At 40.9% G+C, this 22,434-nt stretch carries 16 protein-coding genes and 1 riboswitch; of the genes, 5 read left to right on the forward strand and 11 right to left on the reverse strand.

All coding sequences use genetic code 11. The features are described from left to right. Positions 1-104 precede the first annotated feature (104 nt). Positions 105-1,469 (reverse strand): LLM class flavin-dependent oxidoreductase, encoded by a 1,365-nt coding sequence (locus H6G73_RS11070; protein ID WP_190604302.1) that lies wholly within the window; start codon positions 1,467-1,469, stop codon positions 105-107. Between the two features lie 625 nt (positions 1,470-2,094). Here H6G73_RS11070 and H6G73_RS11075 point away from each other — a divergent pair. Beyond that, complete coding sequence (locus H6G73_RS11075) at positions 2,095-2,358, forward strand: hypothetical protein (RefSeq protein WP_190604304.1); 264 nt, start codon at positions 2,095-2,097, stop codon at positions 2,356-2,358. Between the two features lie 73 nt (positions 2,359-2,431). Here the strand turns inward: H6G73_RS11075 and H6G73_RS11080 are convergent, their stop codons facing one another. The 4 genes from H6G73_RS11080 to H6G73_RS11095 all read right to left on the reverse strand — a co-directional run bounded on the left by H6G73_RS11080 (position 2,432) and on the right by H6G73_RS11095 (position 7,643). Beyond that, positions 2,432-5,080 carry a type I secretion system permease/ATPase gene (locus H6G73_RS11080; RefSeq protein ID WP_190604306.1) on the reverse strand — a complete coding sequence of 883 codons (2,649 nt, stop codon included), beginning with the start codon at positions 5,078-5,080 and terminating at the stop codon, positions 2,432-2,434. Continuing rightward, entirely contained in the window at positions 5,029-5,787 is a 759-nt protein-coding gene (locus tag H6G73_RS11085) for a peptidylprolyl isomerase (RefSeq protein WP_190604308.1), read from the reverse strand. Before H6G73_RS11085 ends, H6G73_RS11080 begins: the two co-directional genes overlap by 52 nt. A 289-nt stretch (positions 5,788-6,076) precedes the next feature. Then, positions 6,077-6,835, reverse strand: coding sequence for a TIGR00297 family protein (locus H6G73_RS11090; protein ID WP_190604310.1), 759 nt, complete (start codon positions 6,833-6,835; stop codon positions 6,077-6,079). A gap of 82 nt (positions 6,836-6,917) precedes the next feature. Continuing rightward, entirely contained in the window at positions 6,918-7,643 is a 726-nt protein-coding gene (locus H6G73_RS11095; protein WP_190604312.1) for a hypothetical protein, read from the reverse strand. Between the two features lie 116 nt (positions 7,644-7,759). Here H6G73_RS11095 and hemE point away from each other — a divergent pair, with 116 nt between their 5' ends. Together hemE and H6G73_RS11105 are read left to right on the forward strand one after the other, a co-directional pair. After that, positions 7,760-8,812: a uroporphyrinogen decarboxylase gene (gene hemE / locus H6G73_RS11100; RefSeq protein ID WP_190604314.1), complete on the forward strand. Its 1,053-nt coding sequence runs from the start codon at positions 7,760-7,762 to the stop codon at positions 8,810-8,812. 172 nt (positions 8,813-8,984) lie between these two features. Then, positions 8,985-9,944, forward strand: a complete 960-nt coding sequence (locus H6G73_RS11105) for an NAD-dependent epimerase/dehydratase family protein (RefSeq protein WP_190604316.1) — start codon at positions 8,985-8,987, stop codon at positions 9,942-9,944. A 178-nt stretch (positions 9,945-10,122) separates the two neighbouring features. Here the strand turns inward: H6G73_RS11105 and H6G73_RS11110 are convergent, their stop codons facing one another. Next, positions 10,123-11,706: a B12-binding domain-containing radical SAM protein gene (locus H6G73_RS11110; protein ID WP_190604319.1), complete on the reverse strand. Its 1,584-nt coding sequence runs from the start codon at positions 11,704-11,706 to the stop codon at positions 10,123-10,125. Between the two features lie 63 nt (positions 11,707-11,769). On the opposite strand from H6G73_RS11110, the gene H6G73_RS11115 reads away from it, so the two are divergent. Beyond that, complete coding sequence (locus H6G73_RS11115; protein WP_190604320.1) at positions 11,770-14,376, forward strand: chloride channel protein; 2,607 nt, start codon at positions 11,770-11,772, stop codon at positions 14,374-14,376. 137 nt (positions 14,377-14,513) lie between these two features. Here the strand turns inward: H6G73_RS11115 and H6G73_RS11120 are convergent, their stop codons facing one another. Beyond that, the gene (locus H6G73_RS11120) at positions 14,514-16,634 is read right to left on the reverse strand and encodes a hybrid sensor histidine kinase/response regulator (RefSeq protein ID WP_190604322.1); all 2,121 of its coding nucleotides are present in this window, start codon (positions 16,632-16,634) and stop codon (positions 14,514-14,516) included. Positions 16,635-16,980: 346 nt separating this feature from the next. Continuing rightward, positions 16,981-18,204: a tetratricopeptide repeat protein gene (locus H6G73_RS11125; RefSeq protein WP_190604408.1), complete on the reverse strand. Its 1,224-nt coding sequence runs from the start codon at positions 18,202-18,204 to the stop codon at positions 16,981-16,983. A gap of 584 nt (positions 18,205-18,788) precedes the next feature. On the opposite strand from H6G73_RS11125, the gene H6G73_RS11130 reads away from it, so the two are divergent. Beyond that, on the forward strand, positions 18,789-19,562 hold the full coding sequence (locus H6G73_RS11130) for a phosphate ABC transporter ATP-binding protein (RefSeq protein WP_190604325.1): 774 nt from the start codon (positions 18,789-18,791) through the stop codon (positions 19,560-19,562). 73 nt (positions 19,563-19,635) lie between these two features. On the opposite strand, the gene dusB is transcribed toward H6G73_RS11130, so the two are convergent. From dusB to H6G73_RS11145, 3 genes are all read right to left on the reverse strand, one after another. Further along, a complete protein-coding gene (gene dusB, locus H6G73_RS11135; RefSeq protein WP_190604327.1) occupies positions 19,636-20,691 on the reverse strand; it encodes a tRNA dihydrouridine synthase DusB in 1,056 nt (351 codons plus the stop codon). Between the two features lie 311 nt (positions 20,692-21,002). Next, positions 21,003-21,743, reverse strand: a complete 741-nt coding sequence (locus H6G73_RS11140) for a cobalt-precorrin-6A reductase (RefSeq protein WP_190604410.1) — start codon at positions 21,741-21,743, stop codon at positions 21,003-21,005. A gap of 28 nt (positions 21,744-21,771) precedes the next feature. Then, positions 21,772-22,185 carry a DUF1636 domain-containing protein gene (locus H6G73_RS11145; protein WP_190604412.1) on the reverse strand — a complete coding sequence of 138 codons (414 nt, stop codon included), beginning with the start codon at positions 22,183-22,185 and terminating at the stop codon, positions 21,772-21,774. A 19-nt stretch (positions 22,186-22,204) separates the two neighbouring features. After that, positions 22,205-22,349, reverse strand: a riboswitch (cobalamin riboswitch). Between the last annotated feature and the right edge of the window lie 85 nt (positions 22,350-22,434).

Here is a 22,434-nt window from a genome sequence, read left to right on the forward strand (position 1 = left end):
AAACCAAAACTCTTAATATCTCTCTGCGCCTCTGCGTGACGGACACTTGCTACAAGTCGGGAAACCCGCCCAACGCAGTGTCCTCCTCTGCGTGAGACAAAAACTTAAACCAACGCCAATTTCTTATCAGCTTGCTGAACAGCAAATTGATTAGCTGGACGACCTAAACCCAGATTTTCCCGCAACGTCCTACCCTCATACTCAGTGCGGAACAAACCCCGTTTCTGAAGAATAGGAACGACAAGATTCACAAAGTCATCTAAACCTGTAGGCAGAATCGGGGGCATAATATTAAAACCATCGGCTGCACCATTGTTAAACCATTCCTCTAGCTGGTCAGCAATGCTTTCAGGAGTACCAATAATAGTGCGGTGACCTCTAGCAGTAGCCAAAGCGAGATATAACTGGCGTAATGTCAAAGTTCCGCGAGTAGCTAAATCCTTCACCAGTTTTAGACGACTCTTATTATTGTTAGTGTCACTGGGTAGTTCAGGAGCTAAATCATCGAGAGAATATTGTGATAAATCCACACCTTGGTAATAGGTTTTTAAGATACCCCAAGCCACATCAGGATGGATTAAAGATTGCAGAAATTCATATTTTTCTTGAGCTTCTGCTTCCGTCCGACCAATCACAGGGAAGGCTCCAGGCATAATTTTTAAGTCGTCTGGAGAACGTCCATATTTTGCGAGTCTGCCTTTCAAATCTGCATAAAATTCTTGGGCATCAGCTAAAGTTTGATTAGCGGTGAATATCACTTCAGCAGTACGCGCTGCTAAATCCCGTCCCGCTTCAGAAGCACCAGCTTGAACAATTACCGGATAACCTTGGGGTGGACGACCAACATTCAAAGGCCCTTTGACGGAAAAATGTTTGCCTTTGTGGTTGAGTACATGGAGTTTATCAGGATCGAAATAAACACCAGATTCTCTGTCACGAATAAAGGCATCATCATCCCAACTATCCCACAGTCCTTTTACCACTTCTACAAACTCTTCAGCCCGTTCATAACGCTGGCTATGCTCTGGATGATGCTCCAGCCCAAAATTAGCAGCAGCGTTTTCATTACCTGTGGTGACTACATTCCACCCGGCTCGACCATTACTCAAATGATCCAAAGAAGCAAATTTACGTGCCAATGTGTATGGGTCTTCGTAGGTAGTCGAAGCGGTAGCAATAAACCCAATATTTTTAGTAACAGCAGACAAAGCCGAAAAGAGAGTCACAGGCTCAAAATGCACAAGTTTGCCATTACGTTTTTGAGTTTCTGGGGAGCCACCCCAAATACCCGGACTATCTGCCAAAAATACAGCATCAAATAAACCACGTTCAGCAGTTTGGGTAATTTCTTTGTAATGCTCGAAATTTGACCCCGCATCTATCTGTGCGTCGGGATGTCGCCATGCTGATACGTGATGCCCAGTAGCTTGAATAAAAGCACCTAATCGAAACTTACGTTTTTTACTCATTTGTTTATTTCTATATGCGAATAGTGAACTAGCGAAACTCTGGTGTGAGTGTCGCTAATAGCTTTTTACGCAACGTCAGTGATGATTCGACGATTGCTTAGATGGTTTGGTTAAAGATTTACCCAATTGCTAAACACTCAATCCTAGAGGTGAATGCAGCAATAGGCGCTACAAGGTTATTTTTAGATGGTCGGACTACCATAAATTTGTCTAGCAATCTGACGTAATGGAGACAGTTTACACAATGGCCACAGAAAAAGATGTACTGGTTAACACATTTTATGACAAGCTAATAATTAGATTAGCTAATATTAAAGATAGCAACTATTCTCTGATGCTAAAACGGTGGAGTGAAAAGCTTTCCTGGAGAGGATTATAGCTATTTGCAGTCAACAGTGTTTCATTCCGTTAAATTATATTTCAGAGTATGAAAATGTGATTTACATCTCACCTATCCAGCCTCTACGTCATTTCTTGGCTGCAACTTCACAGAAAATTCGTATAAGTTAGCGACTAACAGAAAACATGGCTAATTCCAGGGATAAATAAGGTAGCAAGAGAAATAATTAGCGATTGAAAGTTTCTAGGGTGTTATCTGCTACTCAACACCAACGCGAGGAAATATATGCGCGATCGCTCCTCTACTGAGAAACGCAATTTTTCTGTTTTCGCTGCCATTAAATTAGTAATATTGACGTTTTTTTTTGGGAGTTTAATGTTTTGTGGTTTTTCTACCGGTTCATTGATAATTTCTTATTTAACGTCCAGTTTCGCTACTGTTACGCCTACTTTCGTTCCTGGCATTAAAGATGCTGAAAGATGTGACTCACCCAGTAGAGTGTGGCGCGATAATCAATGTTGGGATTATCAACCTAATGCAGCATTTTGAATTAGTTAAAATGTGAAATTGCTACAAAAATTGTCAAGGAGAGACATGATTGTCTCTCCCTACAAATAAACCCTTAAATATTCGCCTGTTGCCGCTGATAAAGTGACCAGTACAAAGCCTTTTGTTGCAATAATTCCGAATGTGTACCCCGTTCAGCAATTACACCCTTTTCCATGACTAAAATTAAATCTGCACGCTTGAGAGGTGCAAAGCGATGAGCAATTAAAAACACGGTACGGTTATCGGAAACTTTTTGCAGGTTTTGTAATACCTGTTGTTCTGTTTCACTATCTAAGGCACTGGTCGCTTCATCTAATATTAAAATCGGTGCAGAAGATAGAAACATTCTGGCTAAAGCAATGCGTTGTCTTTGTCCTCCAGATAAAGCGGTTCCTCGTTCACCAACATTAGTTTCATAGCCGTAAGGTAATTGACTGATGAAGTCATGGGCTACTGCTAGTCTTGCGGCTTCAACAACTTGTTCTGCGGTAATATCAGGATTGCCCAAGGTGATATTTTCCAAGATGGAACCGTTAAATAAAAAGTCTTCTTGGAGAACTACGGCAATTTGTTGTCTTAAAGATGCTAAATCAGCACTTTTAATATCAAAACCATCAATGAGAATACGTCCTGATTCGATTTGATAAAGACGTTGTAATAGTTTAGAAAGGGTGCTTTTGCCTGAGCCGCTACGCCCGACAATGCCAACAAATTGACCTGGTTCTACATCCAAAGAAATGCCTTTTAAGACAGGTTCAGTATTGGAACTATAACGGAAGAAAACTTGCTCAAAACTAACTTGTCCTTTCAATGTGGGTAAGACTAAACCTGTTCCTGGTTCTGCCTCTGGTGCAGCGTTGAGAATATCACCAATTCTATCGACAGATAGAAGTACCTGTTGGAGATTTTGCCACAGTTGCACTAGGCGTAATAAGGGGCCTGTGACTCGACCAGACAACATTTGAAAGGCGATTAATTGACCAACAGTGAGTTGATGATCTATGACTAATCTTGCCCCAAACCAGAGGATGAGTAATGTGGAAAAGTTAGTAAGAAAGTCACCAATATTACTGCTAATATTGGATGTAGTGGAGGCTTTAAAACCAGTACGGATGAAACGGGCAAATAAACCTTCCCAGCGATCGCGTGCTACTGGTTCCGCTGCATGAGCTTTAACAGAGTGAATACCTGTGACTGTTTCCACCAAAAAGGATTGACTGTCAGCACTGCGGTTAAAGGTTTCGTTTAACCAGTTACGCAGAATCGGTGTAGCCACAATGGTCAGGGTAGCGAATAAGGGCAATACCGCCAATGCGACAAAGGTGAGGGGGATGTTGTAGTAAAACATCAACGCCAGATACACCACCGCAAAGATACTGTCTAAAATGACTGTTAAAGCTGTACCCGTGAGGAATTGGCGAATTTGCTCTAGTTCCTGTACCCTAGCTACCGTATCCCCTACCCGTCGCGACTCAAAATAAGCTAAGGGTAACCGCAGTAAATGGCGAAATAGCTGGGCCGATAAACTCAAATCTAAACGCCTGGCTGTATGGGTAAAGATGAAGAGACGGAGAATACCCAGGATAGATTCAAATATAGCAACCAATAACAGAGCGATCGCCATCACATCCAAGGTTGCTAAACTCTCCTGCACCATTACCTTATCAATGATGACTTGGGTAATGAGGGGAGAAGCTAACCCCAACATCTGCAAGGTAAAGGAAGCTAGCAAAACTTCTCCCAACAACTCCCGATATTTCCACACTGCGGGAGTAAACCAAGCCAGGTTAAATTTTTCTTGCTGAGATACCAGTTCAGCTTGCCATAACTGACCATTCCAGTTAGCTTGTACCACTGATTGGGGCAAGTATTCGCAAGTATAATCAGGGCTGTAGGGGTTAGCAATAATTAAGTTATTGCCTTTCATGCCATAAGCCACAACCCAAGTCTCAGAATGCCATGGCAACAGGGCTGGAAAGGACAAATGGCGTAATTCTTCCCAATTAACTTGTAACTTCCGCAACACTAAACCCAATTTTTCTGCGGCTTCCATCACATGTTTCGGTTTTTGTCCCCGCAGTTGACGCTGTACCCATTCCAATTGCACAGGATGTTCTAAATACTGCGCTACCATCGTTAAACAAGCAGCAGCACTATTATGACTAGCAACAAATGGATAATTGCTAATTACATTAGTAGGAGTTTCTGCGGCAGTAGCAGCAGTTAATAACGGTTGTTCCTGTTGGGAGGATAGAAAAATTTCTGCTGTTTTTTCTTCCACAGGAGATGCACACCAAAACTCATCTATTTGGACATTAGCAAATTCACTCCAAATAGCAGCATTCCAACAGACTAAAACTACTTCTTTACTAGCAGCAACAGCCTTACAATTAGCAAAGATTTTTTGACAGTCGCCAAACCAATCTCCTGGTTGTAAAGTAGCTACAGGTTTATTGACACCTTCTTCTCTGAGACGAACTTTACCTGCCACAATTAAGAACTGGCCACCACCACTTGCTTGTGACCAAATTTTTTCTCCCAAACTGTAGCGACGAACTTCTGACTGATATTTTAATTCAGTTTGTTGTTCGGGAGTCAGCCAGCATAACGGCGGTTGATTCCAAGGTAACGCAGCTAGCACTTCTATATATGATTGATTATTCAGAGTTTTTAGCTCACTTGTATTTTGACTGTCAGTTGTTGAATTTTCTCTGCTAGCCATTTCTCAAACAACTCATTTTGTAGCGTTTGTTTTAATTGAGTATCTTCTAAGGATGCTGGCAGAAAATGTTCTACTCTAAACAACGCAAAACGTCTGTCTATTTCGATTGGCCCTAATATTTGCCCAAGGTTAGCTGCATCTACTTCTGCCCTTAAACTATCTGGTAAAGTACCGCGACTAATGGGTCCCATCATGCCATTAAACACTCTTTCATCTGCCAGGGAATACTCTTTTGCTAATTGCTCAAAACTACTACCTTCTTCTATTTGTGTTTGTAGTTCTTCTGCCAATTCACGACTAGCAACTAAAATTCGTGATAATACAACCTTATCTAAATAAATTTTGCGTTCAATAAAGTATTCTGGTAGCTGGGATTCGGTTACAACTACCTTGAGTTTTTCTAATTTAAAACTCAAACTGGCTGAGGCATGAAATGTGGAAGCATCTGTGCCATTTGTTTGTAACCATTCCTGAAACTTTTGTGAGTCAGTGAGTTGATTCTTGAGCCGAAAATCAATAATTGCTTGTTCTGGTAAAGCGGGGTCAATGTCTATATCTGTTCTGGTATTTAATTCTTGATCTATAACATACTGCCGCAGGACATCACTGACAAATTGACCCAATTTGCCAGAAACTTGTAAATACTTAACTACTTGGGACAGGGGAATTGCTTGTTCATTGACAGTGAAAAAGGATGAAGATTCCATGAAGTAAATGGGAGTAACACACTAATAATTATCAGACTTTTCTACTAAATCATAAAGAAAACAGTAGGAAATTATTGGTGAAAATCATAAAGATTCGATGAAATCATGTATCAACAGAAAAATGGTTACAAAATATGCCAAATTTTGGTTGTAGTTTACAGAAAGTTAGTTTAAATAAAGATTGATATTTTTGCTGTCAAATCAAAGACAAAAGCCAGCTAATTTCCATAGCTGGCTTATCTTCATCAAGTTTATTTGTATAAATAAATAACAGTTATGGAGTCAAAGATTAAACCAGTAAAGTTTGCCAAAGAGTAGCGACGGCAATAGCAACAATCGCCCCGATCAAAGTATTAGCAATATTGACTAACTCATTGGTTAACCAACTGTATCGAGATTGCAAAGTTGCGCCAATTACACTTTCTAAATTGGTGGCGATAAATGCAGCTAATACACACCAAACAATACCTAAGGGGGTAATGAGATTCACTCCCCAACCCACCAGAGCGATCGCTACAGATCCTACCACACCGGCTAAAGTCCCTTCTAAACTCACCGCTCCTTCTGTTCCCCTCGCGACTGGTTGCAAGGTCGTAATCAAAAAGGTGCGTTTTCCATAAGCCTTGCCCACTTCACTGGCAGTAGTATCAGACAACTTGGTACTAAAACTGGCCACATAGCCTAAACATAATAACCACCGTAAATCAGGGACAACCAACACTCCCACCGCGCACAAAGCCGCAACTAAGGCTGAACCCCAGACATTTTCCGGGCCTCTGGCACCGGAACGCTTTTCGGCAATTCCTTGTGCTTCCTTTTCAGCCATACCAATGCGCGTTACCCCAGAACCGACAATAAAATAAAAGACGACTACTAAATATCCTTGCCAACCTAATGTTCCCCAAACAATCACACCTAATAACCAAGCATGAAATATACCAGCAGGTGTGAGCAGTTTCTTGGGAATAATCCCTACTATTGCTAATAAAATAGCATTTAGTCCTACTCCCACTAACCAAGGATTGAGAGAATTCAGAACTGATAACATTGGTGATAAATTATGAATATTTGCCAAATTTTTAGGTAAATAAAATAATTTTATCCTCTTTTTGCTTTAGCTGACTTATCACCTATTTTCTGAGCAAACTACACAAACCCATGGCTGGGACAATACCCAGAATCATAGCCGTAAAAAATTGTCCAATTATATACAAAACAAGTTGCTGATTAAAGGCTGGGATCACATCTGGCAACAAGGATAATAACCACACTAAAAAACTAATCCAAACAAAGGCGATGGAGGGAATAAAATTCCATCGCCACGCTGCTGCTGCATACAGCCTTAAGACTGACCATTGGCACATACCTAGCCAAATGCCAGACAAAATATAAGAGAATGTTGACAAAAACCCCCAAAATAAAGCCGCATCAGCAGATAAACCCTGATTGATTGATGAAGCTGTTGATAGAATGTAGTTAATCCAGGCTGTAGACACGCTGTTGGCTAATAACCAACCGACGCTAGTTGCTAACATCCACAAACCACTAGAGAAGTATCTACGCAAAACAAAGGCTTGAGCAAGGGCGAAAATCACTGCAAATCCAATACTACTGATCGTCTTGGTAATGGTGTTAGCAGCGATCGCATTTTCCGCAATCATCATGGGCAAATTATTGATGATCGCCTTTTCTAAAGCTATGCTGGCAATTCCACCTCCAACCCATCCCAGAATGGTCATGAAGGTAAACTGAATGCAAAATCTGCGACGTTGAAAGGGTGGGATCAAGTACCTGCCTTGGTTAGCTTCATTTTGATTAGCAGCAACAGCAGCAGGACTGTTAGAGTCGGTTGGCATATAAAGTTAAGTAAAGTTGCGGCTAGCGCTTTTGGGGTGTGACTCCTGATAAAGCGTAATCTCAGAATGATAAGCTAAACAGTGGCATAAAAAAGTGACTTAGGATGAAGTATTAAATGGGTGTTTCCTCAACTGCTCCTCTCCTCCTTCGGGCTGCACGTGGTGAACAAGTAGATCGTCCCCCTGTATGGATGATGCGACAAGCGGGACGCTATATGAAAGCATATCGGGATTTGCGGGAGAAATACCCTTCTTTTCGCGATCGCTCAGAAATTCCTGAAGTAGCGATTGAAGTTTCCCTCCAACCCTGGAAAGCTTTCCAACCCGACGGAGTGATTTTATTTTCCGATATTGTCACACCCTTACCTGGTTTGGGTATTGACATGGACATCGCGGAAGGGAAAGGCCCAATTATTCATTCGCCCATTCGCAGCCAACAACAAGTTGACCAACTCCATCCCCTCGACCCAGAAGCATCACTGCCGTTTATCAAAACCGTTTTACAATCATTACGGCAGGAAGTAGGGAATCAATCAACAGTGTTGGGCTTTGTGGGCGCACCTTGGACATTAGCGGCTTATGCGGTGGAAGGTAAAGGTTCCAAAACCTATTCCATCATCAAAAACATGGCCTTCTCAGACCCGACAATTCTCCATCAGCTGTTGACGAAATTTGCTGATTCTATTGCTACCTATGTGCGCTACCAAATTGACTGCGGCGCTCAAGTTGTACAAATGTTCGACTCTTGGGCTGGACAATTGAGTCCCCAAGATTACGACACCTTTGCTTTACCTTATCAAAAAATGGTGTTCGAGAAAGTTAAACAAACCCATCCTGACACACCATTAATTTTATTGGTTACAGGTAGTGCAGGACTTTTGGAGAGAATGGCTACCTCTGGTGCAGATATTCTGACTATCGACTGGTCAGTGGATATGGCAGATGCACGGGCTAGATTAGGTAAGCACGTCAAAGTACAAGGAAATCTTGACCCTGGAGTGTTATTTGGTTCTAAACAGTTTATTCGCGATCGCATTCTCGACACCGTTCGCAAAGCTGGAAACTGGGGACACATTCTCAACCTTGGTCATGGTGTACTGCCGGAAACACCAGAAGAAAATGTTGCTTTCTTCTTTGAAACCGCCAAGCAACTCAACGCTTTGGTTTAGTTCCGTTGGTAGGGTGGGCATTGCCCACCTGTTTATTCACTAAGTGCAAATCACAGCATCATCAAAAAATAATTATTGCCATATTTATTATTTACTTGATTTTCTCAATATTAAATAATATTTATCCTATTCAAACTTCCATCCCCAGATAAAAATTACAAATTTCAACTTCATGGACAAAAAACGGGTTTTAGTTACAGGTGCTAGTGGCTGCATCGGTCACTATATCAGCGAAGCATTAATTACAGCAACAAATTATGAACTGTATTTACTGGTGAGAAATCCCCAAAAATTACAGGTTGATACCCAATTCCGTCCAGGTATCACAGTTTTGCAAGGTGATATGCAAACTATTCACCAATTTGCTGACTTATTACAAACTATTGATATTGCAGTTTTAACAGCTACTTCTTGGGGTGGAGAGGGTATTTTTGATATCAATGTATCCAAAACCTTAGAATTAATGAATCTGTTAAATCCCGATAAATGTCAACAGGTAATTTACTTCTCTACTGCCAGTGTTTTAAATCATCAAAATCAACCCCTGAAAGAAGCAGGAGAAATTGGCACAGACTATATTAGTTCTAAATATGACTGTTTGCACAAACTAGAAAAATTAGCTATTTATCCTAAAATTACTACCGTTTTTCCTACCTTAGTTTTAGGTGGTGATAATACAAAACCCTATTCTCACCTCACATCTGGTATTCCTGAAGTTACCAAATATATAAATATTATTCGCTTCTTACAAGCCGACGGCAGTTTTCACTTTATTCATGGACGTGATATTGCTACAGTTGTTAAGCATTTAATTGAGTCTCCTCCTCAAAACGGCGAACCACGTCGCTTCGTTTTAGGTCAATCTCGATTAACAGTCAATCAAGCTATAGAGGAAGTTTGTAATTACTTAGGTAAAAAGATTTATTTCCGCATTCCTCTTTCTTTATCCTTAGCCAACGTAATTATTGCTTTATTCAATATCCAAATGGCGGCATGGGATAGATTTTGTATGAACTATCGTCACTTTACCTATGCCCAAGCTGTTAACCCCAGCAGTTTCGGCTTACCTAATTATTGTGCCACCATGACTGATGTCTTAAAAATTAGTGGTGTTAAAGCAGGTCAAAAATAATAGCGTATCTTAAAATAGATTTGTATCCTTAATACTCCGTACCATATGACGGCGTAAATGGGCTTGGCATTTCTGTTTTTGCCATAGAACAGGTAAGGGTGAGCATGTTGCCCACCCACAAAATCGGTAAAATTCAGATGTGTAGTTGATTTATTGAAAAGAAGGTGTTTTTTGCAGATTAAGCAACTACTTGTTCTTTTTCTGCTATGGGAACATAGGGTTTTTCCTTACCTTGTGCTAGATAAGCTGCTAATTGACTTTCAATTTGATCACGGACAATGTGCCGATATTCTAGGAAATGTTCGTTATGAGCGCAAGCAGAAAGGTAATGTTCGGCAACACTAGGATTGCGTTTGATGATACTAAATAAATGGTGCCAGAACTTCCATCGGGTTTCTCGTTTGATTCCTTGTCGCCAAATCACAATTAACAATGCTTTCACTACTACCCATTCTGGCATTTTGAATGGTGCTTTCCATTTTGGTGAACCCATCATTAAGAAACAACGATAGGTGCGGTCTAAATATTTAACGGGGTCGTATAAAGCACAGAAAGCTTCAATATACTCTCTGGCAATATCTTCTAAAGGACGAGTGGGAATGAAGTTCATCAACGTTGTTTGGTTGATGTTGCCGTCTTGGTTTTCTCGCAGTCTACCTTCTTTTGTCAAGCGATGCCATAGGGCAGTGTTGGGTAGGGCCTGTAACATGGCAAAGGTAGTAGAGGGAATAGCGGCTTGTTCTGCAAATCTGACGATGCGATCGCCAGCACCGGCTTTTTCACCATCAAAGCCAATGATAAACCCTGCCATTGGTCGCAGTCCAGCTTTAATAATGCTTTGTACTGCGTCAGTCAGAGAACTGCGAGTATTTTGGAATTTTTTGGTCAGTTGTAAGCTATCTTCATCTGGGGTTTCAATGCCCAAAAATACTGCCGCAAAACCAGATTCCACCATTAATTCCATCAACTCTGGGTCTTGGGCTAGGTCAACGGAAGCTTCTGTATCAAATCGGAAGGGATATTGATGTTCTGCCATCCAAACTTTTAACTCTTTGAGCAACAATTTCACATTGCGTTTGTTGCCAATAAAGTTATCATCCACCATGAACACACCACGTCGCCAACCTAACTCATAGAGATAATCTAACTCTGCTAACAGTTGGGCTGGGGTTTTGGTGCGGGGTTTGCGTCCATACAACACAATGATGTCACAGAATTCGCATTGGAAAGGACAACCACGGGAAAACTGGACAGACATCATGTCATAGGCATCAAATTCTAAGAGGTCAAATCGGGGAATAGGTGTGGAGGTAACATCTGGTTTTTCTGTAGCGCGGAAAATTCCAGATTTTTCACCTTTTTGGACTGCTTCCACAAACATGGGGAGAGTAATTTCCCCTTCATCCAATATCAGAAAATCTGCCCCTGCGGCTTGTACTTCATGGGGTGTGGAAGTTGGGTAGGGTCCACCCAGTGCCACTAACTTACCACGTCTTTTTGCTTCGCGAATTTGGTCAAGTAAATCTTGTTTTTGGACAATCATGGCAGAAAAGATGACGATATCTGCCCAGTCCCATTCTGCTTCTGTAGCAGGGCGAATATTGCGGTCTACAAGCTTGAATTCCCATTCTTGGGGCAAAATCGCTGCTACTGTTACTAAACCCAAGGGTGGTAACAAAACTTTTCGGTCAACTAATGCCAAAATCTTTTCATAAGACCAAAAAGTTTTTGGAAATATCGGATACACCAGCAAAACACGCATAGTATCACCCCTCACACTTTGATTGTTATATAAGTTTAACTAAAAGAAACCGGATTTTTGATTATGTTCCTTCCTGGACTTCGCAACTTGTGGCAATCTAGAAAGGGTTTAGCGATCGCAGAAGCTTCGGCTATTGGGATAGTAGCGGCTGTCTCTGCGGTACTACTCAAAGAGGGTACGAGATGGTTAGGGACATGGAGAGTGCATACTGCCCATATCTTCCCTGCTTGGTTAGCTTTACCAATAATTGGTTTGAGTTTTGGGTTTCTCGCTGGGTGGTTAGTACAAAGATTAGCACCAGAAGCATCGGGTAGTGGTATTCCTCAAGTAAAAGCTTCCTTAGCCAATGTCCCCATCCGGTTATCCTTTCGAGTGGCCATGGTGAAATTAATTAGTGCCATTATTGCCTTGGGTTCAGGGATGACTTTAGGTAGACAAGGCCCAACAGTGCAAGTTGGTGCAGGTTTAGCCGCTGGGATGAGTCGTTGGGTGCCCACTTCTCCAGATTATCGCCGGCAAATGATTGCAGCGGGTGCGGGTGCAGGTTTAGCGGCTGCCTTCAATGCCCCTATTGCCGGTGTATTATTTATTATTGAAGAATTACTGCAAGATTTATCAGGATTGACCTTAGGCACAGCAATTGTGGCCTCTTTTATTGGTGGGGTAATTTCTCGGTTGTTAGGCGGTGGCAGTCTGCAACTGAATTTAGAATTGATGAATTATTCTAGTCGGTTTTCTTTGCCGGAAATCCCTCTTTATCTACTTTTAGGAGTATTGGCTGGTTTACTGGCAGCCTTATTTAACCGGGGACTAGTAGTTAGTATTCAAGCCTATCGCCAGTTACATATTAGCTTACCGCTACGGGTCGGATTAGCTGGGTTAGTATCGGGCATTATCATGGCTATCCTCCCGGCTTATTTCCGGGATAATGCGGGGTTGCGGGAATATATGATTACTAGTGATGCTAATGCTTCCCTGGCAGCGATCGCTTTTATCGCCCAATTTATTTTAACTTTGATTGCCTTTGGTTCCGGAGCACCAGGGGGACTATTTGCACCCAGCTTAATTTTAGGTTCCTGTTTAGGTCATTTGGTGGGGGTGTGTGGTTCTCATCTGTTAGGGGTAGGTTCTCCTACAACCTATGCCTTAGCGGGGATGGGGGGATTTTTTAGTGCAGTTTCTAAAGTCCCTATTACCGCTATTGTCATTGTGTTTGAGATGACCACAGATTTCAATTTAGTATTACCGTTAATGATTGTGTCTGTCACATCCTATTTAGTTGCAGAAACCGTCGTCCCCGGTTCCTTGTATGACAAACTCTTAAAACTCAATGGCATCACCATTACCAAAGATGCTCCCATCGAGGGTATATTAGCTAAATTAACCGCTAAAGATGTAATGCAGCAACGGGTAGAAACCTTAGATGCAGACATTACTATTGAGGAATTAATTCAAGCCTTTTCCCGTTCTCACCATCGGGGTTTTCCCATCGTCGAAGAAAGTAAATTAATTGGCATTGTCACCCAATCAGATTTACAAAAAATGCGCGATCGCTCCTTACCCAAGGATACACCCGTCAGAGAAATTATGACACCCCAACCCCTGACGGTGAAACCATTACAAAATTTAAGTCATGTCCTATATTTGTTAGACCGCTATCAACTCAGCCGTTTACCAGTTGTAGAGGGACATAAACTCATTGGTATTATCACCCGTGCAGATATCATTCGCGCAGAAGCAGACCATCTCAACTGTGAACAGAATCTTCCTGGCCCCCAAGCAGAACCATCCTATGTAGTTTATCAGACGCGCTCGCCCAATATTGGTAGAGGTAGATTATTAGTCACAGTCGCTAACCCAGAAACTGCCAGTACATTATTAGAGATGGCCGCGGCTATTGCCCGCGATCGCCATTATGAAATAGAGTGTGTACAAATTATCCTCGTCTCTCGTCATGCTTCCCCCTCAGAAACCTCCGTCAGAACCGCCAAAAGTCGGCGTTTACTCAGGCAAGCGGAAGCCTTAGCGAAAAAATGGCAAATTCCTCTCCATACTCAAATTCGCGTTGCCCACGATGTAGCCCAAGCCATCTTAGAAACCATCAGTGAACGCCACATTGACATTATTCTCATGGGTTGGAAAGGTAGCACATCCACACCGGGAAGGATTTTTGGTAACGTTGTTGATACAGTAATTCGCCAAGCCCCCTGTGACGTAGTTTTAGTTAAATTAGGTAATATTCTCCCCCTCTCCTCTCCCCCTCCCCCATTCCAACGCTGGTTAGTACCAATGGCAGGAGGCCCCAATGCCAGAGTCGCGATTAAATTACTTCCTGCTTTAGTCACCTTGGGCAATGACACCCAAATTCGTCTCACCCAAATATTTAACACCACAGAAATCACACCAGACATGACGGTTTTAGAAGAATCTACCCGTCAACTCATGCGTCACCGCAACCTGCAAAGTACAGTTGTTGCTATTCCCGTCGCAGCTAATTCCGTTGCTGACGGTGTAATCAACCTAGTGAAAACAGAAGGTTATGACGTAGTAGTTTTAGGTGCTTCCCGTGAGGGTTTATTACAACAGGCAATACAAGGTAACATCCCCGAAACCATCGCAGCTGGGGTAGAAAGTACAGTAATTTTGGTCAGAGGTGCTTTAAGAGGATGATAGATAAACATTTCACTCATCTTCTTGATTCTGTTCGCGCAGCGTGCCGTAGGCATACTTCTGAACTTCTGTAACTCCTGAACTTCTGTAACTCCTGAACTTCTGTAACTTCTGTAACTTCTTTCTTCTGCCTCCTCTCACCTAATTACACTAGCGATCGCACTCACTAATTCTTCTGCCACAATAGGCTTAGGTAGATGTAGTTGAAACCCTGCCTCAATAGCTTGACTCTGACTATATTCTCCCGCATAGGCAGTTAAAGCGATCGCTGGAATTTTGAGATTTTGTGTTTTTCCCCAACCCCGTATTTGACGCATCAACATATAACCATCCATTTCCGGCATACTAATATCGCTAATTAACACATCTATCTGGGAATTTTCCAGCACCTGTAGTGTCTCTCCTGCCGATGCTACGGTGATCACTTTCGCCCCTTCTCGCTCTAAAACATAGGCTACAAAGTCTCTAGAATCAGCATCATCATCTACAAATAAAACTCGTAAATTTTGGAGACGTAAGGAATCATAGCTTAACAATATACTCTCTTTTGGCTGATAGTTACTACCCAAAGATTTATCTTTCATTAGGGGTAAATTGACTATAAAAGTTGCCCCTAAATTCACCCCTGGACTCATTGCCTCCACCGTTCCACCGTGCATTTCCACAATATTTTTAACAATTGCCAGACCTAATCCTAACCCACCAAATTTTCTAGTTGAACTACTGTCTGCTTGACGAAAATAATCAAATACATAGGGTAAAAAGTCTTTGCTGATTCCCTGACCTGTATCACTTATGAAAATTTGAGCATAGCCATCTTTTTTAGCTAGCTCTACTAATACTTCTCCTCCGTTTGGTGTAAATTTCACCGCATTAGACAACAAATTCCAAAACACTTGTTGTAAGCGCGTCACATCACCCATGACTTGCCCTAAATCTTCTGCTAATACTGTCCGCAAATTAATCGATTTTGATTCTGCTGCTAGACGGATAGTTTCTATAGCAGGTAAAACCATAGATTCTAAAGTCATAGGTAGAGTATTTAAAACTAATTTGCCTCTTAATATTCTAGAAACATCTAGCAAATCATCAATTAATTGCACCTGTAATTTAGCATTGCGTTCAATTGTTGCTAAAGCTTGATTAGTTTTATCCTGGTCTAGCTGGTGATTTTGCAATAGTTGTGACCATCCCAAAATCGAGTTTAAAGGAGTACGTAATTCATGGGAAAGTACAGCGAGAAATTCATCTTTGATCCGGTTGGCTGTTTCTGCCTTAGTTCGGGCAGATTGCTCTAATTCTAGTAACTTATCTCGTTCTTGTTGAATTTGTTTTTGTTCATGAATATCTGTACAAGTACCAAACCATTTGACTATACGTCCTTGCTCATCCTTAATGGGTAAACCTCTCGCTAGTTGCCAACGATAAGAGTTATCAGGAATTCGTTTGACTCGATATTCATCTTCATATAAAGTCCCCGATTTCATTGCTTCTAACCACACTGTATGTACCTTGGGAGTATCCTCAGGATGTACTGCTGCTAACCACCCCTTATTTAAGGATGCAGCAAATGTTAATCCGGTATATTTAATCCAATTTTTATTTACAAAATCACACTCACCTTGATCATTACTTGTCCATACTATTTGCGGCATAGTTTCCACCAAAACCCGATATTGTTCTTCACTTTGATGTAAAGCTTCTAAGATGCGTTGGCGTTCTGTTATTTCTGCTTGTAATTGTTGATTTGTATTTGTAAGTTCTTGAGTTCGGAGTGACACTAAGTCTTGCAAGTGGTTTTGATATGTTCTCAATTCATTTTCTACTCGTAATCTTTCTGCTATTTGTGTTTGTAATTCTTGATTTGCTGCGTGTAATTGATCCGGACTAGGCAAAGCTAAGGCTTTTGGTACTAAAGGGACAAGTTCTAATGCCGTAATAAAAGATACGAGTGCGGTAAAAGCTTTTACGAGTCCAGAAAACCAATAAATGGGATACCAAAGTGTCCAAATAGCTATGAAGTGAGTTGTACCACAAGCAATAATAAAGGCACTAAAAAGTAAGAAAATCCAAGAAAATGGTAAATCTTTGCGTTTATAAACAAAATAAAACAAGGTAATGGGAATAGAGTAATAAGCTAAGGCTATGATGCTATCCGATAGTAAGTGTAATAAAACTAAATTTGTTTGCCATAGATAACAATGTCCGTGGGGTATGAATGCATCTGATCTAAAAAGAAATGACCAAGCATTTGACATAAGCTTTGATATGTGTATATAAAATTGTTTATCAATAAAGTAAATTTAATTGATAACCCATTCTTAATTTTAAATTTTTTTTCATCTCCAAGCCTGGACAGAATCACCTATATTTACCAAGCATGTAGACCAAGATGATTTATAATGCGATGAATAATAAATCAGTCTTTTTATAGAGGGCAAAGAGGCATCAAAGTGCTACTGTTAATGTATGTAACAAACTCCTATGTAACAGTGTGTCTTCTTTTGACTCGGCTGGATACCACTATATTGCCTAATTAACTAGGGATGAAATGTAAGGTTCATCCCTAAACAAATAAATTCAAACAAAACCCTATTTTTTGATTTAAAAACTAGCAGTTGACAATTTTTCTATTTGTTGAGTGAAGTAGGTTTCTTCATGTTTAAGTTGCTGCGCTATTTCTAGTCCTTTTTGAAAGGCTGCTAGTGCTTGAGGTTTTTCTTGACGTTGTAAATACAATTGTCCCATTTGGTCATAAGCTTGCATTACACCATATAAATTTCTAGCTAAAGTTTCCGTTTCAATCAGAATTTGGCTGGCTTCTAACGCTTCATCAATTTGCTGTTGTGCACGATAAAGGGTAATTAATTTCTGTAGGGCTGCACCTGCATTGACATACTGTTGTGATTCCCAAGCCATCACATAGGCTGTTTGATAATTATTAAATGCTTCTTGCCGAAAATTGCTATCTTTTTGTGCTAGGGTTTCATAATTAGAAGCGATCGCTAGTTTTAAACTGGGAATGAGAGTTAAATTATTGTCGCTAGTATAAATATCTACTAACTTGCTCAGAACATCTATCGTTTGTTGGGGTTGTTTAGATTGGGTATAAATAAAGCCTAGCTGCTGTAGATATGTAACTTGACTCAAGCGATCGCCTGAATTTGTGGCAAAATTCAACAATTGTTCGTAGGCTTCCCCAGCTTTGGCATAATCAAACCAAGCCAGATGCAACTCACCAATGGTATTTAAAGTTTCCACCTCCCCACCTTGGTCTTGTTGCTGTCTGACTAAAACGAGAATTTGGTCGTAAACCGTCAGTGCTAGTTTAGGGTAGCGAATGGCTTGATATGCTTGACCAAGGGAACGCCATAATGACAAATCTGTGCTTTTCTCCTTCACCATTTGCCCTTGGATAACTTGCAATCGTTGGGTGATATATTGTACTTGTGGACGGTTGTTTTCTCGCCAAGCGATCGCACCTACCCGTGACAGAGCTTCCAATTCTGCGATCGTCCCTAAATAACGACGTAACCGTAATTCTCTATTCCAAATTTCAAACGCTTGGTCTTGATTACCCTCCGTTAGTGCGGTACTAGCTTGTTGATTTAACTCATCTAAAGCAGTTTCTAATCTTTGCAAATCTTCCAGACTTAACTGTTGTTTATCTGCCAAAGGTGGTAACAAAGGGTCAGGTGTGTTTATCTCCAGAGGACTAGGAGGAAACTTATCTAATTGGTCTAACTTTTTCGATTCTGCTAAACTCCAGCCACTATAACCAGACCAAAAAATCACAGTAGTAACTATAAGAATCAACCGCCATAACATAGGCAACATGCTTTGATGATATTAATTGCTTTGATAATGATATTGGTAACTGACAGACTTTTTGATGTTTATAGGGCTTAATTGTTCCACGTATAGCACGGGACAGGTTACAGGTTACAGGTGACAGTGCTAAAAGCCTTTGAGTGTCTAAGTTTTAGTTGTAGTTAATGTCCTAACTGTTTTGTCTACGGCTATATGTGAAAAACCAAAATTAGAAATATCAGAAATATCAGCACTGACTGCACTGACTTTATCTATTCTTCATGTGGTTGTCACTGGATATATGATAGAAGGTGGATATCACAATTTTGACACAGAGCCACTCAGGGTAACAGTATTTTATATAGCAATGGGCAAAACAGTTAAGACAATAATCAAGGCTCAAACTGAGACACGAAAAGGGTCTTAGCACTGTACTCTGTCCCCTGTAACCTGTCACCTTCTATAACTATCCATTAAGCAGGTAGTTACTGTTTATCTGTGTAATCTCTTTTTTAATTTCCATACAAAAGAATAAAGCGTCAAATCAAACACGATTTCCCCTACTGTGCTTTATTACCATTGGTTTCACAGGTGATACAGTTATGATTAAACAAATTCCCGCTATCAGTGTCAAAAATTTTAGTTGTTATTATGACACACAAAAAATTTTAGAAGAAGTATCCATAGATATACCTCAAAACAAAATCATCGCCATTATTGGCCCTAGTGGATGTGGCAAATCTACCTTTTTAAAATCCCTCAATCGCATGACAGAATTAGAAGGAGAAGTGCGGGTAGAAGGGAGAATTGAATTTTTTGGACAAAATATCTATGAACGCCGCATTAACTTAAATAGATTACGGCGACAAATTAGTATTATTTATCCTAGACCTAATCTTTTTCCCATGAGCATCTATGACAATGTTGCCTATGGAGTCAAGCTAATTGGTTGGAGACCCAAAGCAGAATTAGATGAAATTATTGAATTAGCACTTAAATCTGCTGACCTGTGGGAAGAAGTAAAAAACAAACTCAACAAATCAGCACTAGAACTATCTTGTGGACAACAACAAAGGCTGTGTATTGCCCGCGCTTTAGCAGTTAAACCACAGGTCTTGCTCATGGATGAATTATGTGCAGGACTTGACCCCATTGCCAGCAGAAAAATAGAAGAATTAATAGAATGTCTCAGTTCAGAATTGACTATTATTTTTGTTTCCCACAACCTACAACAAGTTTACCGCCTTTCTGATTTCACTGCTTCCTTTAAATACAATGAAAATCATATTGGTAAATTACAGGAATTTGCCTCTACTAAAAAAGTATTAGCCAATGCCTTTAATTCTCGTAACCGAGATTACGCCATGAGATTTTAATTCTCGTCTGCTGGTAAAACTTCTAATTTTCCCATTCTGATTTGTGCTGATAACGTCTCTGCATGAAGTAAATTCACACCATGGCTAAATGGGATTCTGTTTCTACCTCAACTTCGTAACCATTTGCCAATTTTTCTATAGCTGTATCTAACAAATCTAAGCCTTGTTGCACAGTTTCAATGACACTCAATTGTCCCCGTAATTCAGCCGCACCGACAAAACCTTTGGCATACCAAGTCATGTGCTTCCGAGATTGACGCACACCCCTATCGCCCTTATATTCCCATAAAGCTTGTAAATGGTCTCTAGCACATTCCAAACGCTGAATAGGAGTCGGTGGTGCTAATAATTCACCTGTTTTTAAGAAATGGTCAACCTCTCCTACCAAAAATGGATAACCCAAAGTCCCACGAGAACACATCACCCCATCAGCACCAGTTTGTTCTAAACATTTAACTGCTGCTTCTACAGAAAAAATATCCCCGTTACCAATTACAGGAATAGATAAAATTTCCTTTACCTTCGCTATCCATTCCCACCGAGCGTTACCATTGTAACCTTGAGCGCGGGTACGTCCATGTACTGTAATCATTTGTGCGCCAGCATCTTCCATCCGTTTGGCAAAATCTAGAATAATTATTTCCTTGTCATTCCAGCCAATACGGGTTTTTACAGTTACAGGCACATCCACGGCTTTTACTACTTCCCGCACAATAGCCTCTGCCACTTCTGGTTGACGCAACAGAGACGAACCACCACCATTTTTGGTGATTTTATTCACAGGACAACCCATATTAATATCAACAGTATCAGCCCCTTCTTCCACCGCCTTTATTGCCGCTTCTGCCAGAAAATCAGGACGACAATCAAATAATTGAATACTAATAGGGCGTTCGTTGGGGTCTACCTCCATAATTTTTGGCAATTGCTTCACATAGTGCAAACCTGTGGCATTGACCATTTCTGTATACATCATCGATTCTGGGGCATAACGGCGCACCAGACGACGAAACACCATATCTGTCACCCCAGATAACGGCGACTGTAAAACGCGGCTTTTAACCTCAAATGAGCCTATTTTTAAGGGGGTAGCAAGTTTAGCTTTGAGTGTGGGTGACAGCGTAACCATGAGCAATTCTCAAATAAAAAATAATTAATCGATTGATTCAGCAACAAAACCTATACTCGTGTTCGCGTAGCGCAGAAAGAAGAATACAGAAGTTACAGAAGTTGCAGGAGTTACAGAATAATTCATGCCATTGCGGCTGAATTCTTGCATTTTTAAACTCCTCTTCTCCATCTTCCGTAGGTATACTTCTGTTCGCGCAGCGTGCCGGAGGCATACTCCTGAACTCCTGAACTCCTGTACGGGCGGGTTTACCAAAATTCTCGTTCATAGTTGATGATATCTGTAAACCCGCCCCTACTGACTCCTCAACTTCAGCATTTCGATAACAGCCAGTTAACTGCACTATCCACATGAGAAACTTGCTCACCGGGAGGCATAGGGGGACGGTTAATCATCATCACTTTGATACCCATTTCCCTAGCAGCAATAATTTTCGGATAGGTTGCATCACCACCACTATTTTTGCTGACGATCGCATCAATACTATATTGCCTTAAAATCTCTCTTTCTGTTTCTAAAGCAAAGGGGCCGCGATCGCATATTATCTCTCCTGATGGTACTACAGCATCAGGCGCAGGTGGGTCAATCATTCGCATTAAAAACCAAATATCCTGTAAATGAGCAAATGCAGCTAGTTCTTGTCTACCCACCGTTAAAAATACTCGCTGTGCTTGGTTTTCTAAAGCTGTGGCAGCATCATGGGTATTATTTACCTCTATCCAGCTATCACCTGCTACCTTTGACCAAGGGGGACGAATGAGCATTAAATGGCGGAGATTGACTTGTTTGGCTGCTGCGGCTGCATTCCAAGAAATTTGATTAGCAAAGGGGTGTGTAGCATCAACTAAGATGTCTATTTCCATTTCCCGTAAATAATTAGCCAGTCCTTCTACACCACCGAAACCACCGATGCGGAAATTTCCTACAGGAGTCACAGGTTGACGAGTACGACCGGCTAAGGATGCGATCGCTTCGATTTCTGGTATATTTGCTAATTTGGCAGCTAGTTCTGCTGCATCACCTGTTCCACCCAGAATCAAAACGCGCAACATAGAAATTTTCGATTTGAGATGAGGGAAATTAACTGGTAGGAATTCTAGCCAAAATACCATTTTTTAATGGTTCTGGACGCTCTGACCAAGGTAATAAACCATCTGATTTAGCGTAATATTTACTAGCACATTCCAGCACAGCTTCGCCATTGTGATCAACTGGTAAATCACCAAATAGATAAGTTAATTTTCCTTTGCCAACAAAGGCAACTACACAAGCACGACTACAAGCACTCATACATTCCACTGCTTGGATAGGAAATTCATCCCGTAATTCCCATTTTTCAGCTAAATCTTGCAATCTTTGTAGGAGTTTTTGACCACCACTTTCACCCACACGTTTACCTTCTTGCCATACACTGGCACAGGTTTTACATACAAATAAAGTATGGGAAGTTTTACTAGAATTGGTGTTTTGAGAAATTTGGAGAATATCTGTCATCTGAATCATCGCAGATTGAGTAAATTGAATTACTGAGGCGGGCATCCTGACTTACACAATTTGTCATTGGCTCACAGTTGCGGGACAGTGGCAGATTTACACTGCGCTTTCCCCCTTACCTCTGGTGACTGATCCCCACCAGAACCGAGTCTATTCACTTTACCATCAATTCCCCAAAAACAACTATACAAATATTTTGGAATCATCATCAAATTCCTGTAGAGAAGTTACATCTAAAAACAAGTAAAT

The sequence above is a fragment of the Richelia sinica FACHB-800 genome (assembly GCF_014698825.1).
Taxonomy (GTDB): domain Bacteria; phylum Cyanobacteriota; class Cyanobacteriia; order Cyanobacteriales; family Nostocaceae; genus FACHB-800.

Bases quoted from the DNA above. Each gene is read 5' to 3' on its own strand.
- H6G73_RS11130 (WP_190604325.1), top strand. From the start codon at position 18,789: ATGATTAAACAAATTCCCGCTATCAGTGTCAAAAATTTTAGTTGTTAT.
- H6G73_RS11145 (WP_190604412.1), bottom strand. From the start codon at position 22,185: ATGACAGATATTCTCCAAATTTCTCAAAACACCAATTCTAGTAAAACT.
- H6G73_RS11120 (WP_190604322.1), bottom strand. From the start codon at position 16,634: ATGTCAAATGCTTGGTCATTTCTTTTTAGATCAGATGCATTCATACCC.
- H6G73_RS11110 (WP_190604319.1), bottom strand. From the start codon at position 11,706: ATGCGTGTTTTGCTGGTGTATCCGATATTTCCAAAAACTTTTTGGTCT.
- H6G73_RS11085 (WP_190604308.1), bottom strand. From the start codon at position 5,787: ATGGAATCTTCATCCTTTTTCACTGTCAATGAACAAGCAATTCCCCTG.
- H6G73_RS11140 (WP_190604410.1), bottom strand. From the start codon at position 21,743: ATGTTGCGCGTTTTGATTCTGGGTGGAACAGGTGATGCAGCAGAACTA.
- hemE (WP_190604314.1), top strand. From the start codon at position 7,760: ATGGGTGTTTCCTCAACTGCTCCTCTCCTCCTTCGGGCTGCACGTGGT.
- H6G73_RS11075 (WP_190604304.1), top strand. From the start codon at position 2,095: ATGCGCGATCGCTCCTCTACTGAGAAACGCAATTTTTCTGTTTTCGCT.
- H6G73_RS11125 (WP_190604408.1), bottom strand. From the start codon at position 18,204: ATGTTATGGCGGTTGATTCTTATAGTTACTACTGTGATTTTTTGGTCT.
- H6G73_RS11070 (WP_190604302.1), bottom strand. From the start codon at position 1,469: ATGAGTAAAAAACGTAAGTTTCGATTAGGTGCTTTTATTCAAGCTACT.
- H6G73_RS11115 (WP_190604320.1), top strand. From the start codon at position 11,770: ATGTTCCTTCCTGGACTTCGCAACTTGTGGCAATCTAGAAAGGGTTTA.
- H6G73_RS11080 (WP_190604306.1), bottom strand. From the start codon at position 5,080: ATGGCTAGCAGAGAAAATTCAACAACTGACAGTCAAAATACAAGTGAG.
- dusB (WP_190604327.1), bottom strand. From the start codon at position 20,691: ATGGTTACGCTGTCACCCACACTCAAAGCTAAACTTGCTACCCCCTTA.
- H6G73_RS11090 (WP_190604310.1), bottom strand. From the start codon at position 6,835: ATGTTATCAGTTCTGAATTCTCTCAATCCTTGGTTAGTGGGAGTAGGA.
- H6G73_RS11105 (WP_190604316.1), top strand. From the start codon at position 8,985: ATGGACAAAAAACGGGTTTTAGTTACAGGTGCTAGTGGCTGCATCGGT.
- H6G73_RS11095 (WP_190604312.1), bottom strand. From the start codon at position 7,643: ATGCCAACCGACTCTAACAGTCCTGCTGCTGTTGCTGCTAATCAAAAT.